Annotated in this window: 15 protein-coding genes; 11 read left to right on the forward strand and 4 right to left on the reverse strand. The window is 73.4% G+C overall.

The window, feature by feature from the left end:
• Nucleotides 1–28: 28 nt before the first annotated feature.
• Nucleotides 29–1,387: a replication-associated recombination protein A gene (locus tag BIV57_RS02380; RefSeq protein ID WP_071654919.1), complete on the reverse strand. Its 1,359-nt coding sequence runs from the start codon at nt 1,385–1,387 to the stop codon at nt 29–31.
• A 124-nt stretch (nt 1,388–1,511) separates the two neighbouring features.
• Between BIV57_RS02380 and BIV57_RS02385 the strand changes: the two genes are divergently transcribed.
• From BIV57_RS02385 to BIV57_RS02410, 6 genes are all read left to right on the forward strand, one after another.
• Entirely contained in the window at nt 1,512–2,378 is an 867-nt protein-coding gene (locus BIV57_RS02385; RefSeq protein ID WP_071654920.1) for an ABC transporter ATP-binding protein, read from the forward strand.
• On the forward strand, nt 2,375–3,223 hold the full coding sequence (locus BIV57_RS02390; protein WP_071654921.1) for an ABC transporter permease: 849 nt from the start codon (nt 2,375–2,377) through the stop codon (nt 3,221–3,223). The genes BIV57_RS02385 and BIV57_RS02390 overlap by 4 nt, the downstream gene beginning before the upstream one ends.
• 27 nt (nt 3,224–3,250) lie before the next feature.
• Entirely contained in the window at nt 3,251–4,450 is a 1,200-nt protein-coding gene (locus BIV57_RS02395; protein WP_245797388.1) for a sensor histidine kinase, read from the forward strand.
• Nucleotides 4,447–5,085, forward strand: coding sequence for a response regulator (locus BIV57_RS02400; protein WP_071654923.1), 639 nt, complete (start codon nt 4,447–4,449; stop codon nt 5,083–5,085). The genes BIV57_RS02395 and BIV57_RS02400 overlap by 4 nt, the downstream gene beginning before the upstream one ends.
• Before the next feature lie 84 nt (nt 5,086–5,169).
• Nucleotides 5,170–6,012, forward strand: coding sequence for a MerR family transcriptional regulator (locus BIV57_RS02405; RefSeq protein WP_071654924.1), 843 nt, complete (start codon nt 5,170–5,172; stop codon nt 6,010–6,012).
• Nucleotides 6,009–6,932 (forward strand): C45 family autoproteolytic acyltransferase/hydrolase, encoded by a 924-nt coding sequence (locus tag BIV57_RS02410; protein WP_071654925.1) that lies wholly within the window; start codon nt 6,009–6,011, stop codon nt 6,930–6,932. The genes BIV57_RS02405 and BIV57_RS02410 overlap by 4 nt, the downstream gene beginning before the upstream one ends.
• Nucleotides 6,933–6,982: 50 nt before the next feature.
• Here the strand turns inward: BIV57_RS02410 and aspS are convergent, their stop codons facing one another.
• Genes aspS through BIV57_RS02425 form a run of 3 tightly spaced genes read right to left on the reverse strand, consistent with a single transcriptional unit; the run spans nt 6,983 to nt 10,712 of the window.
• Nucleotides 6,983–8,755 (reverse strand): aspartate--tRNA ligase, encoded by a 1,773-nt coding sequence (aspS, locus tag BIV57_RS02415; protein ID WP_071654926.1) that lies wholly within the window; start codon nt 8,753–8,755, stop codon nt 6,983–6,985.
• Nucleotides 8,752–10,011, reverse strand: coding sequence for a histidine--tRNA ligase (gene hisS, locus BIV57_RS02420; RefSeq protein WP_071654927.1), 1,260 nt, complete (start codon nt 10,009–10,011; stop codon nt 8,752–8,754). Before hisS ends, aspS begins: the two co-directional genes overlap by 4 nt.
• 11 nt (nt 10,012–10,022) lie before the next feature.
• Complete coding sequence (locus tag BIV57_RS02425; protein WP_071654928.1) at nt 10,023–10,712, reverse strand: MBL fold metallo-hydrolase; 690 nt, start codon at nt 10,710–10,712, stop codon at nt 10,023–10,025.
• Nucleotides 10,713–10,824: 112 nt separating this feature from the next.
• Here BIV57_RS02425 and BIV57_RS24455 point away from each other — a divergent pair, with 112 nt between their 5' ends.
• The 5 genes from BIV57_RS24455 (at nt 10,825) to BIV57_RS02440 (ending at nt 15,586) form a co-directional block, all read left to right on the forward strand.
• Nucleotides 10,825–11,004 (forward strand): hypothetical protein, encoded by a 180-nt coding sequence (locus BIV57_RS24455; RefSeq protein ID WP_139275406.1) that lies wholly within the window; start codon nt 10,825–10,827, stop codon nt 11,002–11,004.
• A 184-nt stretch (nt 11,005–11,188) separates the two neighbouring features.
• Nucleotides 11,189–12,418, forward strand: a complete 1,230-nt coding sequence (locus tag BIV57_RS02430; protein ID WP_071654961.1) for a DUF349 domain-containing protein — start codon at nt 11,189–11,191, stop codon at nt 12,416–12,418.
• 40 nt (nt 12,419–12,458) lie between these two features.
• The gene (locus BIV57_RS02435) at nt 12,459–13,481 is read left to right on the forward strand and encodes a LacI family DNA-binding transcriptional regulator (protein WP_071654929.1); all 1,023 of its coding nucleotides are present in this window, start codon (nt 12,459–12,461) and stop codon (nt 13,479–13,481) included.
• 103 nt (nt 13,482–13,584) lie between these two features.
• Nucleotides 13,585–13,761 (forward strand): hypothetical protein, encoded by a 177-nt coding sequence (locus BIV57_RS24845; protein ID WP_175548636.1) that lies wholly within the window; start codon nt 13,585–13,587, stop codon nt 13,759–13,761.
• Between the two features lie 178 nt (nt 13,762–13,939).
• The gene (locus tag BIV57_RS02440) at nt 13,940–15,586 is read left to right on the forward strand and encodes an RICIN domain-containing protein (protein ID WP_245797389.1); all 1,647 of its coding nucleotides are present in this window, start codon (nt 13,940–13,942) and stop codon (nt 15,584–15,586) included.
• The last annotated feature ends 26 nt before the right edge of the window (nt 15,587–15,612 follow it).

The raw sequence follows: 15,612 nt of genomic DNA on the forward strand, positions 1-15,612 counted from the left end.
GGCCCGGCGGTCCGGCGGCCCCGTTCGGTCACTCGCGCGGTTCTCCGCGGCCCTTGAGCTTGCCGCGCGTCCACTCGGCGATGTCGGCGTACCGGGACTCGGCGCCGTGGCGGGTGGGGCGGTAGTAGGTGCGGTCCTTGACGGCGTCCGGGGCGTACTGCTGGGGGGCGATGCCCTCGGGGAGGTCGTGGGGGTAGACGTAGCCCTTGCCGTGGCCGATGGACTGGGCGCCCTTGTAGTGGGCGTCCCGCAGATGGGACGGCACCGGCCCGGCGAGGCCCTTGCGGACGTCGGCGAGGGCCTCGCCGATCGCTGTCGTCGCCGCGTTCGACTTGGGCGCCAGCGCCAGCGCGATCGTCGCCTGGGAGAGCGTCAGCGACGCCTCCGGGAAGCCGATCATCGCCACCGCCTGCGCCGCGGCGACCGCCAGCGGCAGCGCCGTGGGGTCGGCCATCCCGATGTCCTCGCTCGCCGAGATCATCAGCCGGCGGGCGATGAACCGCGGGTCCTCCCCCGCCTCGATCATCCGCGCCAGGTAGTGCAGCGCCGCGTCCACATCGCTGCCCCGGATCGACTTGATCAGCGCGCTCGCCACGTCGTAGTGCTGGTCACCGTCCCGGTCGTAGCGGACCGCGGCCTTGTCGACCGCCGACTCCACCGTCTCGACCGAGACGACCTCCTCGCCCATCTCGATCGCCGCGCCCGCCGCCGCCTCCAGCGCGGTCAGCGCCCGCCGGGCGTCCCCGCCGGCGACCCGCAGCAGGTGCTCCTCCGCCTCCGGCGAGAGCGACACCGCACCGTCCAGCCCGCGCTCCTCCTCCACCGCCCGGTGCAGCAGGCCGCGGATGTCGTCCTCGGTCAGCGACTCCAGCGTCAGCAGCAGCGACCGCGACAGCAGCGGGCTGATCACCGAGAAGTGCGGGTTCTCCGTCGTCGCCGCGATCAGCGTCACCCAGCGGTTCTCCACCGCCGGCAGCAGCGAGTCCTGCTGGGCCTTGGAGAAGCGGTGGATCTCGTCGAGGAAGAGCACCGTGTCCTTGCTGTGCGCGCCGGAGTACTGCCGGGCGGCGCGGATCACCTCCCGCACCTCCTTCACCCCGGCGGTGATCGCCGACAGCTCCACGAACCGCCGGTCCGTCGCCTGGCTCACCACATAGGCCAGCGTCGTCTTGCCGGTGCCGGGCGGGCCCCACAGCAGCACCGAGGAGAGCGCCGCCGGCCCGTGCCCGCCGCCGACCAGCCGGCGCAGCGGCGAGCCGTCCCGCAGCAGGTGCTGCTGCCCCACCACCTCGTCGAGCGTCCGCGGCCGCATCCGGACGGCGAGCGGCGCGGCGCCCGGCTCCTTCTCGGCGCGGGTCTCGGCGGCGGTGAAGAGATCGGCATCCACGGGGCCAGGCTACGACGTGCCCCGGACACCGCCGTCCGGCCCCGCGTGTCCACCGATCGACGGACAGCAGATGTGCCCACCCGGTCGTCCCGCAAAGCCGCCCGGTGCGGGCATCGTCGTAGCCATGAACGACAACGCCGTGCACGTACGGGGCCTGCGCAAGGCGTACGGGGGGAATCCCGCCGTCGACGGCCTCGACCTGACCATCAGCACCGGGGAGGTGTTCGGGCTGCTCGGCCCGAACGGCGCCGGGAAGTCGACCACCGTGGAGATCCTGGAGGGCCACCGCACCCGCGACGCCGGCGAGGTCGCGGTCCTCGGCCGCGACCCCGGCCGCCCGGACCGCCCCTGGCGCTCGCGGATCGGCATCGTCTGGCAGAACGACGTCGCCCCCGGCGAGCTGACGGTCCGTGAGACCGTCCGCCACTTCGCCCGCTACTACCCCGCGCCCCGCGACCCCGACGAGGTCATCGAGCTGGTCGGGCTCTCCGAGAAGGCCGACGCGCGGATCACCGCGCTCTCCGGCGGGCAGCGCCGCCGCGTCGACGTGGCGCTGGGCGTCGTCGGCCGCCCCGAGCTGCTCTTCCTGGACGAGCCCACCACCGGCTTCGACCCGGCGGCCCGCCGGCAGTTCTGGGACCTGATCCGGCTGCTCGCCCGGGACGGCACCACCATCCTGCTCACCTCCCACTACCTCGACGAGGTGGAGGCGCTCGCCGGGCGGCTCGCGGTGATCGCCCGCGGCCGGGTGATCGCCGAGGGCGCGCCGTCCTCGCTCGCCGGCCGGGCCGGCAAGACCGCCACCGTCGCCTGGACGGACGACGAGGGGCGCCACGAGCTGCGCACCGACTCCCCCACCGGCACGGTCGCCGCGCTCGGCCGGCGGTTCTCCGGCGAGGTGCCCGAACTCACCGTCACCCGGCCCTCGCTGGAGGACGTCTACCTGGACCTGATCCGCGGCACCGAAGGCAGCGAGGAGCGGCCGTCATGACCATCACCGAGTCCGCCCCCGCCGCGCTGGCCCGTCCGGTGCGCGCGCCCGGCACGCTCCGCCTGGGCCTGGCCCGCGGCGGCATCGAGATCAAGCAGTTCTTCCGCGCCCGCGACGCGGTGGTCTTCAACTTCGCGCTGCCCGCGGTGCTGATGGTGCTCTTCGCGACCATCTTCAAGGACCGCATCCCGGACGCCGGCGGCGTCACCGTCTCCCAGCTGTACGTGGCGGCGATGATCGCCGCCGGGCTGATGACCACCAGCTTCAGCTCGCTGGCCATCGGCATCGCCCAGGAGCGCGACGAGGGGACGCTGCGCCGGCTGCGCGGGATGCCGATGCCGCGCGCCTCCTACTTCATCGGCAAGGTGCTGCTGGTGCTCGTCACCGGCGTCTCCGAGACGGTGGTGCTGCTGATCGTCGGCGTCTCCTTCTACCATCTGCACCTGCCCGGCTCGGCGTTGAAGTGGTTCGACTTCGCCTGGGTGTTCCTGCTGGGGCTGACGGCCTGCACGCTCACCGGGATCGCGGCCAGCAGCGTGCCGCGGAACGCCAAGAGCGCCGCCCCGGTGATCCAGCTGCCGTTCCTGGTGCTGCAGTTCATCTCCGGCATCTACATCGCCGTCAACACCATCCCCAAGGGCCTGCTGGCGGTCGGGGCGTGGTTCCCGCTGAAGTGGATGGCGCAGGGCTTCCGCGGGGTCTTCCTGCCGGACGCCGCCAAGTCGCTGGAGGCCGCGCACGCCTGGGAGTACGGCAGAATCGCGATGGTGCTCGGCGCGTGGTGCGTCGTCGGGCTGCTGCTCTGCCTCACCACCTTCCGGTGGAAGACCCGGCGGGACGGCTGAGCGATGAGGGGGACGGCGGTGGATTCCGTGAGGACGGGCAGGGACGGCACCGGCCTGGTGCCCACCCTGCGGCGCTGGGACTGGTACTACGGGCTCGCCCTGGCGGCCACGATCGCCTATCTGCTGTGCCCGCCGACCACCACCCGGGTCGTCTCCGCCGCGCTGCTGGTGCCGCTCGTCCCCCTCTACCTGCTCGTCGGCCGCCCGGCGATGGCCCGCGGCGAGGCCGGGCACGACAGCACCGCCGCACGGCTCTACCTCACCGCGGTGATCGTGCTGTTCATCCCGGCCGCGGTGGCGACGCCGACGTCCTCGGTGGCGCTCTTCGCGATCATCCCGCAGTGCTTCATCCTGCTGCAGAAGCCGTGGTCGCTGGTGGCCGTCTTCGCCGCCAACGGCCTGCCGCTGATCGGCTGGCTGGTGCTGCTCCAGGTGGACGCGCCGACCGCGGTCGGGCTCTCCGCGATGGTGGTGCTGGACTGCGCCTTCTCGATCGTCTTCGGCACCTGGATCGAGAAGATCATCGAGCAGAGCGAGGCCCAGCGCCGCCTCCTGGACGAACTGCGCAGCAGCCGCGCCGAGGTGGCCCGGCTCTCCGCCGCGCAGGGGGCGCTCAAGGAGCGGGAGCGGCTGGCCCGCGAGATCCACGACACCCTGGCCCAGGGGTTCACCAGCCTGCTGATGCTCGCTCAGGCGGTGGACGTGGAACTGGAGTCGGGCAACACGGCCGGGGCGCGGCGCCATGCGAAGCTCATGGACGCCACCGCCCGGGAGAACCTGGCCGAGGCGCGCGACCTGGTGGCCGCGATGACCCCGGCCCGGCTCGAGGAGGACTCCCTCGAGGAGGCGGTGCGTCGCCTGGGGGCGCGGCTCGCCGACGAGACCGGGGCGGAGGTGTCCGTGGCGGTGGAGGGGGCGACGCGGCCCCTCCCCCCGGTCACCGCGGTGGTGGCGCTGCGGGCCTGCCAGGAGGCGCTGGCCAATGTCCGCAAGCACGCCGCGGGGGCCCGCTCGGTGCGGGTGCGGCTCGGCTATCCGGAGCACGGGGGGCTCCGGCTGGTCGTCGCGGACGACGGCTGCGGCTTCGACCCGTCCGCCTACCGGCCGGGCTACGGCCTGCCCGGGATGCGGGCACGGGCCGCGGAGACGGGGGGACGTGCGGAGGTGCGGAGCGTGCCGGGCGAGGGCACCACGGTCGAGGTGCTCCTGGAGGCGGCGTCCCGATGACGATTCGGATCATGCTGGTGGACGATCACCCGGTGGTGCGCGAGGGCCTGCGCGGCATGCTCGCCGCCGAACCGGACCTGCGGGTGGTCGCGGAGGCGTCGTCCGGCGCCGAGGCCCTGGAGGTGTGCGCGGCGGCCGGCGAGCTGCCGCAGATCGTGCTGATGGACCTGCGGATGCCCGGCGGCGACGGGGTGCAGGCGACGGAGGCGCTGCTGGCGGCCCACCCGGGGCTGCGCGTGGTGGTGCTGACGACCTACGAGACCGACCGCGACATCCTGCGGGCGGTGGAGGCCGGCGCGGCCGGCTACCTGCTGAAGGATGCCTCCCGCGCGGAGCTCGCCGACGCGGTGCGGGCCGCCGCCCGCGGCGAGACGGTGCTGGCGCCCTCGGTGGCGGGGGCGCTGGTGACCCGGCTGCGCGGCGGCTCGGCGGAGCGGCCGCGGCTGAGCGCGCGGGAGCTGGAGGTGCTCCGGCTGGTCGCCGCGGGCTGCACCAACGGGGAGATCGGCCGGCGGCTGTACATCGGGGAGTCGACGGTGAAGACGCACCTGCTGCGCGTCTTCGGGAAGCTGGACGTGGCCGACCGCGCGTCGGCGGTGGCCAAGGCGTTCACGCTGGGGCTGCTGGGAGACTGACGGACCGGGGCCCGGCCCCGCGGGGCGCCGTCGTCGGCCCAGGCTTGACTCTCACACTGTGTGAGGCCGTTTCGTGGAGGCATCATGTTCGCCATCGGAGAGTTCGCCCGGCACGGACGCGTCAGCGTCCGCATGCTGCGCCACTACGACGCCCTCGGCCTGCTGCGGCCCGCCCTCGTGGACGACCGCACCGGCTACCGCTTCTACGAGGCCGCCCAGCTCGCCCGCCTGAACCGGATCGTCGCCCTCAAGGCGCTCGGCTTCACGCTGGAGCAGGTGCGGGAGATCGTGGACGCCAAGGTGGGCGCCGAGGAGCTGCGCGGCATGCTCCGGCTGCGCCGCGCCCAGCTGGCCGCCGAGGCGGCCGCGACCACGGCGCGGCTGCAGGAGGTCGAGGGACGTCTCCGCATCATCGAGAGCGAGGGGCTCATGCCCGTCAACGACGTCGTCGTCAAGAGCCTGCCCGCGGAGCGGGTGGCCCGGCTCACCGCGGGGATCCAGGACATGGAGAGCCAGTTCATCGGCCCCGTCCTCGGCCCGCTCTTCCAGCAGCTGTGCGACCGGATCGCGGCCGCCGGGGCCGGCTTCCGCGGCCCGGCGATCGCCACCTACGAGGAGACGCCCGGCGGGGACCACCCCTTCGTCGTCCACGCCTGCATGCCCATCGGCGACCAGCAGGTGCCCGCGGACGCCGGGTTCGAGGTCGTCGTGCTCCCGGCGGTGGCGCGCGCCGCGACCGTCGTCCACCACGGCCACGTCCAGCAGATGATGCCCGCCTTCCAGACGCTCGCCCACTGGCTGGACGCCGGCGGCGGCAAGGGCGTGGGCTTTCCCCGCGAGGTCAACCTGGACATCCCCGAGGACATGGACGAGTGGGTGACGGAGATCCAGCAGCCGCTCGCCGACGCCGAGGGCGGGGCGGCATGAGGCCGCCCGTCGACTTCCGCGCCCACGACCTGGGCGACGGCCGCGACGAGCGCTGGACGCGCTGGGCCCGCGCCCAGTACGACGCCCTGGAGGGGTCGCTGGACCTGGAGAAGGCCCCGGCGGTCCGCCGGCTGGTGGACCGTCACCTGCCGGAGCTGGTCCCGGAGCTGGAGCGGCTCGCCGCGGCGATGGACCGCCCGCACGCGGCGGAGCTGCTCGCCGACGCGGTGCGCCCCCCGGCGTCGCTCTTCGCCTGCACCCAGCGGGCGGTCGGCGGCGAGCTGCTGCGCAACTACGACTTCCCGCCGGACGAGTGCTCGGGCGCGGTGCTGCGCAGCGGCTTCCTGCGGCCGGTGCTCGGCATGAGCGAGGTGGTGTGGGGGCTGCTGGACGGCATGAACGGCGACGGGCTGGCGCTCTCGCTGACCTTCGGCGGCCGGCAGGTGCTCGGCGAGGGGCTGTCGATCCTGCTGGTGCAGCGGTATCTGCTGGAGACCTGCGGGACGGTCGGGGAGGCGCTGGCCGCGCTGCGGGGGATGCCGATCGCCTCCGCGCAGAACATCACGCTGGTGGACGGGGAGCGGGCGGCGACGGTCTTCGTCGGCCCCGACCTGGACGCGCCGGTCCTCGCGGAGGACGCCTGCGCGGCCAACCACCAGCACCTGCCGGTGCCGCCGGCGCAGGAGGAGGGGACGCGCACGGGCGCGCGGATCGCCGCGATCCGCGCGGCGAAGTCCGAGCCGGAGGCGGTGCGCGCGGCACTGCTCGCCCCGCCGGTGCACGTCCCGCTGGGCGACTGGGGCGGCACGCTCTATGCCGCCCACTACCGCCCGGCGGCGGGCGGGGTCAGCTACCTCTGGCCGGACGACCCGGCGTGGGAGCAGTCGCTCTACCGCTTCGAGCCCGGGCCGCCCCCGTGAGCCGCTAGCACGCAGGCGGGGGCGTCTCCGCCCCCGCCTGCGCCGCGCCGTCAGCCCTCCGCCTTCTCCTCCGACTTGGGCTTGGCGTCGATGCCCGCCTCGCGGCGCTGCTGCGGGGTGATGGGCGTCGGCGCCCCGGTCAGCGGGTCGCCGCCGGTGCTGGTCTTCGGGAAGGCGATGACGTCCCGGATCGTGTCCAGACCGCCCAGCAGCGTCACCAGGCGGTCGACGCCGAGGGCGATGCCGCCGTGCGGGGGCGGGCCGAAGTTGAAGGCCTCCAGCAGGAAGCCGAACTTCGACTGCGCCTCCTCCTCGGAGAGCCCGATCGCCTCGAAGGCGCGCTGCTGCACGTCCCGGGTGTGGATACGGATCGAACCGCCGCCGATCTCGCTGCCGTTGAGGACGATGTCGTAGGCGTCGGAGATCGCGTTGCCCGGGTCCTTCTCGAAGCGGTCCAGCCACTCGGCCGTCGGCGAGGTGAAGGGGTGGTGCATCGCGTGCCAGCCCGCGAAGTTGCCCTTCTCGTCCTCCAGCGGCTCGAACATCGGGAAGTCCACCACCCACAGGAACTTCCAAGCGGCCTCGTCGATCAGCCCGCAGCGCGCGCCGATCTCCAGCCGGGCCGCGCCCAGCAGCTCCAGCGACGCCGTCCGCTTGCCGGCCGCGAAGAAGATCGCGTCGCCCTTGGCGGCGCCGGTCGCGGCGACGAGCCCGTCCAGGTGCTCCTGGGAGAGGTTCTTGGCGACGGGGCCGCGCAGCTCGCCCGTCTCGGCGTCCACCAGGACGTAGGCGAGGCCCTTGGCGCCGCGCTGGCGCGCCCAGTCCTGCCAGCCGTCCAGCTCCTTGCGGGTCTGCTTCGCGCCGCCCGGCATGACGACCGCGCCCACGTGCTCGGCCTGGAAGACGCGGAAGGAGGTGCCCTCGAAGTAGCCGGTCAGGTCGACCAGTTCCTGCCCGAAGCGCAGGTCCGGCTTGTCGGAGCCGTAGCGGGACATCGCGTCGGCCCAGGTCATCCGGGGCAGCGGCAGCGGGAGGTCGACGCCGTGGACGTCCTTCCAGACCCGGGCGAGCACCTTCTCGGTGAGCGCCTGGATGTCCGCCGCGTCGGCGAAGGACATCTCGACGTCCAGCTGGGTGAACTCCGGCTGCCGGTCGGCGCGGAAGTCCTCGTCGCGGAAGCAGCGGGCGATCTGGTAGTAGCGCTCCATGCCGGCGACCATCAGCAGCTGCTTGAACAGCTGCGGGGACTGCGGCAGTGCGTACCAGGTGCCGGGCTGCAGCCGGACCGGGACGAGGAAGTCGCGGGCGCCCTCGGGGGTGGAGCGGGTGAGGTCGGGCGTCTCGATGTCGAGGAAGTCGTTCTCCTCCATCACCTCGCGGATCAGGTGGTTGACCCGCGAGCGCAGCCGCAGCGCCTTCGCCGGTCCCTCGCGGCGCAGGTCGAGGTAGCGGTACTTGAGGCGGACCTCCTCGTTGACGCTGCCCGGCTCGTACTCGGCGATCGGGAACGGCAGCGGGGCGGACTCGGAGAGCACCGTCAGGTCGCTGACGACGACCTCGACCTCCCCGGTGGGGATCTCGAGGTTCTCGTTGCCCTCGGGGCGCACCCGCACATCGCCGACGATCTTGACGCAGAACTCGCTGCGCAGCCGCCCCGCGTCCTCCAGGTCGCGGAAGACGACCTGGACGGTGCCGGAGCCGTCCCGCAGATCGATGAACGCCACCCCGCCGTGGTCCCGGCGCCGGGCGACCCAGCCGGCCAGTGTCACGGTCTCGCCGGCGTGCTCCTTGCGGAGGGTGCCGGCCTCATGGGTGCGGATCACTGCAGCTTCTCCTTGATGGTGGTGACGAGGGCATCGAGCGCGACGGGCGTCTGGTCGCCCGTCGTCAGGTCCTTGAGCTGGGCGACGCCTTCGGCGAGGTCCCGGTCGCCGAGGACGACGGCGAACCGCGCGCCGGAGCGGTCGGCGGCCTTCATCGCGCCCTTGACGCCGCGGCCGCCGAACGCCATGTCGGTGGCGACCCCGGACCGGCGCAGCTCGGTGACGAGGGCGTAGACGCGGCCGTGGGCGTCGTCCCCGAGCGGCACGGCGTACACCTGGCAGGCGCTGGGCAGGTCGAGGGGGACGCCCTCGGCCTCCAGGGCCAGCAGGGTGCGGTCGACGCCGAGGCCGAAACCGATGCCGGGCAGGTTCGGGCCGCCGATCATCTCGCTGAGGCCGTCATAGCGTCCGCCGCCGCCGATGCCGGACTGCGCGCCGAGCCCCTCGTGGACGAACTCGAAGGTGGTGCGGGAGTAGTAGTCGAGGCCGCGCACCAGCCGCGGGTTGACGGTGTAGGCGACGCCCGTGTCGTCCAGCAGGGCGCGGACCGTGTCGAAGTGGTCCTTGCAGGCGCCGCAGAGGTGATCGGTGATCAGCGGCGCGTCGGCGACCTTGGCCTGCACCTCGGGGCGCTTGTCGTCGAGCACGCGCAGCGGGTTGATCTCGATGCGCTTGCGGGTGGGCTCGTCGAGGTCGAGGGCGCGCAGGAACTCCTGGAGGGCGGCGCGGTAGGCCGGGCGGCACTCGCGGCAGCCCAGGGAGTTGAGGTCCAGGCGCATCCCGGTGAGCCCGAGGGAGGTGTAGCCGTCCCAGGCGATGGTGATGACCTCGGCGTCGAGGGCGGGGTCCTCGCTGCCCAGGGCCTCGACGCCGACCTGCTGGAGCTGCCGGTAGCGGCCGGCCTGGGGCCGCTCGTAGCGGAAGAACGGGCCCGCGTACCAGAGTTTGACGGGCAGTTGGCCCCGGTGCATGTTGTGCTCCAGCACGGAGCGGACGACCCCGGCGGTGCCTTCGGGGCGCAGGGTGACCGACCGTCCGCCGCGGTCGGCGAAGGTGTACATCTCCTTGCTGACGACGTCGGTGGACTCGCCGACGCCGCGGGCGAAGAGCTCGGTCTCCTCGAACATCGGCAGGTCGATGTAGCCGTAGCCGGCTCGCCGGGCCGGCGCCGCCAGGCCCTCGCGCACGTGCAGGAACGCGGAGGACGCGGGCGGGTAGTACTCCGGGATGCCCTTGGGGGCGGAAAAGGTGCTCACTTGAGTGTCAGTCACATTCCTCGTCGAGCGCCGTCCGCAACCTGCTGCAGGAACGGATTGGTGGCGCGTTCACGGCCGATGGTGGTCTGCGAACCGTGTCCGGGCAGGACGACCGTCTCGTCCTCGCGGGCCAGGCACACCCGGCCGAGGGAGCGGAGGATCTCGGCGTGGTCGCCGCCGGGCAGGTCCGTGCGTCCGATGGAGCCGGCGAACAGCAGGTCGCCCGAGAACATGACCGGCGGGATGTCGCCGGCGGCGGGCGTCCGGAAAGTCACCGACCCCCTGGTATGGCCGGGGGCGTGGTCGACGGTGAGGTCGAGGCCGGCGAGGGTGAGGCGGGCGCCGTCGGTGAGCTCGCGGACGTCGTCCGGCTCGCCGAAGGTGAGGCCGCCCAGCAGCTGCTTCCCCACCATCTCGCCGAGGCCCTTCGCGGGGTCGGCGAGCATCTCGCGGTCGTCGGGGTGGATGAGCGCGGGGACGTCGTGCGCACCGCAGACCGGCAGCACGGACCAGGTGTGGTCGACGTGGCCGTGGGTGAGCAGGACGGCGACGGGCTTGAGCCGGTGCTCGCGCAGCAGTTCCTCGATGCCGTCGGCGGCGTCCTGGCCGGGGTCGACGATGACGCATTCTTCGCCCTGGGCAGGGGCTACCACGTAGGTGTTGGTGCCCCAGGCCCCGGCGGGGAACCCGGCGATGAACACGTTCGTCCTTCAGAAGTCCGGCGGCTGACCTGCCGAGGGTACCGGCGGCGGCCCGCCTTGCGCGAACCTGTTCCCCGTAAGAGCGGGTGTCGAGTTTCTCGGGAGGTCCCCCGTGATGGTGACGAAGCAGCAGCGGCGGCGGCAGTTGGCGCGCGAGAAGCGCGAGCGGCAGGCGGGACGGCGCCGCGCGCGGGCGCGGCGCGCCCGCGTGCGGGCGTCTGCGGTGGCGGCCGGTGTGGTGGTGGTCCTGGTGGCCGGCGTGCTGTCGGCGCTGGCCGTGTCGGGCCGGTAACGGTTGCGCCTCGGACGCGGTGGTACGACCCTCCGACGGCGGACAGGCGCACCGCGGGTCGCCTATGTTCTGTTGTGTAGTGTCCGGGCGGGGAAAGCACCGGACATCGAGACCGTGGAGGATGTCCGAGCGGCCGGCGGGGGCGCCGCGCTCGGCACATCTCAGTGGAGGCAGCGTGAGCGGCGTGAGCAGCGACCCCTGGGGACGCGTGGACGAGGACGGCACCGTCTATGTGCGGACCGCGGAGGGCGAGCGCGTCGTCGGTTCCTGGCAGGCCGGGTCGCCCGACGAGGCGTTGTCGTACTTCCGCCGCAAGTACGACGGGCTGGTCGTGGAGATCGACCTGCTCGAGCGGCGCGTGCGCACCACGGATCTGGCCCCGAAGGACGCGGAGACGGCGGTCGGCCATCTGCGCGAGCAGGTCGTCGACGCCCATGCGGTCGGCGATCTCGACGCGCTGGTGAAGCGGCTGGACGCGCTGACCGAGCAGGTGGCGGTGCGCCGCGAGGAGCGCAAGCAGGCGCGGGTGCGGGCGCACGACGAGGCGCGGGTCGGCAAGGAGTCGATCGTCGCGGAGGCCGAGGAGCTGGCCGAGTCGCAGTCCTGGCGGCAGGCCGGGGAGCGGCTGCGGGAGCTGGTGGACGCCTGGAAGGCGCTGCCCCGGCTGGACCGCAGGACCGACGACGAGCTTTGGCACCGCTTCTCGCACGCCCGCTCGGCGTTCTCCAAGCGCCGCAAGGCGCACTTCGCGAGCCTGGACGCGCAGCGGGAGCAGGCGCGGGTGACGAAGGAGAAGCTGATCGCCGAGGCGGAGGCGCTGCAGGAGTCGTCGGACTGGGGTCCGACGGCGCAGCGCTACCGGGACCTGATGGCGGAGTGGAAGGCGGCGGGCCGCGCCCAGCGGGACGCCGAGGACGACCTGTGGGCGCGCTTCCGGGCCGCGCAGGACGTCTTCTTTGCTGCCCGGTCGGGGGTCTTCGCGGAGCGCGACGCGGCGCTGAAGGACAACCAGACGGCGAAGGAGGCGCTCGCCGACGAGGCGGAGGCGCTGCTGCCGATCTCGGACGTCAAGGCGGCGCGGGCGGCGTTCCTGGCGCTCGGCGAGCGCTGGGAGGACCTGGGCCATGTGCCGCGGGACGCCCGGCCGCGCCTGGAGGGCCGGCTGGCCGCGGTGGACCGGGCGATCCGGGACGCCGAGGAGGCCGAGTGGCGGCGCACCAACCCGGAGGCGCGGGCGCGTGCCACGGGGCTGGCGGGGCAGCTGCAGGACGCGGTGGAGAAGCTGGAGGGCGAGATCGCCAAGGCCCGCGCGGCGGGCAACGAGGCGAAGGCCGGAAAGCTGGAGAAGGACCTGGCCGGCCGGCGGATGCTGCTGGAGCAGGCGCAGAAGTCGGCGCAGGAGTTCGGGGGCTGACGGGCTCCGGCGGGGGCCGGGCCGCCGCTAGAGTTCGCGTGTGACCACCCCTCGACTCTCCGACATCGCCGCGCAGGCGGGGGTGAGCGAGGCCACCGTCAGCCGGGTGCTCAACGGCAAGTCGGGGGTCTCGGCCACCACCCGCCAGGCGGTGCTCGCCGCCCTGGACGTGCTCGGCTACGAGCGTCCGGTGAAGCTGCGGCGCCGCAGCGCGGGCCTGATCGGCCTGATCGTCCCCGAGTTGGGCAATCCGATCTTCCCGGCGTTCGCGCAGGCCATCGAGCAGGTGCTGGTGGGGCGCGGCTACACGCCGGTGCTGTGCACCCAGTCGCCGGGCGGCAACACCGAGGACGAGCTGGTGGAGCTGCTGGTGGAGCGCGGGGTGACGGGGATCGTCTTCGTCTCCGGGCTGCACGCGGATCTGACAGCGGATCCGGAGCGCTATGCCCGGCTGACCGGGCTGGGCGTGCCGTTCGTGCTGGTCAACGGCTATTCGGAGCGGATCGCGGCGCCCTTTGTGTCGGCGGACGACCGGGCGTCGGCGGTCATGGCGGTGCAGCATCTGGCGGAGCTGGGGCACGAGCGGATCGGGCTGGCGGTGGGGCCGGCGCGGTTCGTCCCGGCGGCGCGCAAGATCGAGGGCTTTGTGGCGGCGCTGGGCGAGTACCGGGGTCTGGACGAGACGGAGGCGCGGGCGCTCGTCGCGCACTCGCTGTTCTCGGTGGAGGGCGGCCGGGCGGCGGCCGCGGTGCTGCTGGACAAGGGGTGCACGGCGCTGGTGTGCGGCAGCGACCTGATGGCGTTCGGGGCGGTGCGGGAGGCGCGGGGGCGGGGCCTGGAGGTGCCGCGCCAGGTGTCGGTGGTGGGGTTCGACGACTCGCCGCTGATCGCGTTCGCGGATCCGCCGCTGACGACGATGCGTCAGCCGGTGGAGGCGATGAGCCGGGCCGCGGTGGCGGCGTTGCTGGAGGAGATCGGCGGAAACCCGGCGCAGCGCGCGGAGTTCGTCTTCCAGCCGGAGCTGGTGGTGCGCGGTTCGACGGGGGCGGCCCACCCGTTGTGACCCATCCGGAATGCGGCGCTCCGCGGGGCGTGTGAGCCTGGCTTCGGCCCCGAGGGGGGCGACAAGCAGCGGGGCCCACGCCGATTCCCGAGGAGGAGTCACGATGGGCGGTTCGAAGCCCGACGCCGACAAGCCGGGCGACCGCGCGCGCAGCGCGGCCGAGTCCGGGTCCGACAAGGAGCGCGCGATGGCCGCGTCCTCCGCGCAGGACAAGGCGGAGCAGAGCGCGATGCACGCGCAGCGCAAGCACCACAAGGGCAAGAAGTTCGGGCACAACTAGCGCCCCGATCGGACGCGTTCGCCGCGTCCGCCGTTCTCGTTCCCGGTCCCGGTCCCGAGACGCTTCGGGGCCGGGAATGTTGTGTCCCCGTCAGAATGGCCGGTCCGGACGCTTGTTGGGTTACCGAACGGTAGCTAACCTCGGTGCCGACCCTCCCGCCCGGACACAGGAGTCCCAGGTGATCAGACACTTATGGGCCCGCTCGGCCCTCGCCGCCCTCGCCGGGGCGGCACTGCTGGGGGCGTGGACGCCCGCCGCGCCGGCGGCCGCCTCCGCGGCGCGGCCGCTCGACAGCCGGCCGGCCGCGATCGTCGCGCTCGGGGACAGCGCCATCTCCGGTGAGGGCGCCGGCACGGACACCGACGACGCCTACCTGACCGGGACCGACGGCCCCGAGAACTTCTGCCACCGGCACAGCGAATCGGTCGTCTTCGACACCGGCATCAGCGGCGTCACCCCGATCGACCTCGCCTGCTCGGGCGCCCAGACCGGCGACCTGACGTCCGATCCGACGCTGGCGAAGACCACCGGACCCGGCGGCGGCGACTTCGGCGAGCCCAAGCAGGACGTCCAACTCGCCCAGAAGGCCGCCCAGTACGACGTGAAGATGGTCGTGGTCACCATCGGCGCCAACGACGACTTCGACTTCACCGGCATCGTCGAGGCCTGCCTCGCCGCCTACTTCCCCGTCCCGCAGGCGCAGGGCTGCCGGGACACCATCGGCAGCGCGGCGATCACCGCCCGCGCCAAGGCGGTGCTGCCCAAGGTGGAGGCGGCGCTCACCGACATCCGGCAGACCATGCGGACGGCCGGCTACGCCGACTCCGACTACCAGCTGGTGCTCAACTCCTACTTCACCCCGATCACCCCCGACATCCGCAGCAACACCTACGCGGACAAGGTGGCGCAGGGCTGCCCCGGCTACCCCGAGGACGCCGCCTGGGCGCACAACTGGGTGGTGCCCCAGCTGGACGACACCGAGCGGGCGGCCGCCGAGGCGGTGCCCGGGGTGCGCTTCCTCGACCAGCGGCGGGTCTCCTACGGGCACGAGGTCTGCGCCGAGATGACGACCTCGCCGTACGAGTACATCAACGGCGACGTCATCGACACCAGTGAGCTCACCCGCAACGGCTGCGACCAGGCGGTGAGCAGCCTTCCGGGGCTGTGCATGGACGAGGTGCGGCAGAGCTACCACCCGCGCGTCGCCGGCTACCGGGCGGAGGGCGCCTGCCTCGGCGCGTTCTACGGCCGGCCGGCGCAGCAGGAGGCGTACTGCACCCTCGACCAGGCGGACGGCACCACGATCGAACCGCTCACACCGGGGACGGCCTCCTTCGGCGACGTCCCCGAGGACGGCGCCTGGTACCAGCTGACCAACAAGGCCGACGGCCAGGTGCTGGACATCTCCGGCGGCGGCTCCTACGGCGACAGCACCGACGGCCGCAAGGCGATCACCTACGGCGCGGACGGCGGCCTCAACCAGTCCTTCGTCCTCGAGGCGAAGTCCGGCGGCACCTACGAGCTGGACTTCAGCGGCAACCGGAACATGTGCCTGGACGCCTCCGGCGCGGCGACCGCCGCGGGGACGCAGCTGGAGCAGTGGGGCTGCAACGGCGGCGCCAACCAGCACTGGCTGCTGAAGCCGGCCGGCGGCGGCAGCTACACCCTCGCCGACTCGGCCGCGCCGTCCATGGTCGCCACCCTCGGCACCTCCGCGGCCACCGACTCCTCCGGCAACCCCGTCGCCACCCTGCAGCCCGCCACCGGGGCGAGCACCCAGCAATGGCAGCTGACCAAGCTCGGCATCGTCTACCTGCACGGCTGACGGCCCTTCGGCGCGGCGGCCCCGCC

Origin of the sequence: Mangrovactinospora gilvigrisea, assembly GCF_001879105.1 — a bacterium.
GTDB lineage: Bacteria > Actinomycetota > Actinomycetes > Streptomycetales > Streptomycetaceae > Mangrovactinospora > Mangrovactinospora gilvigrisea.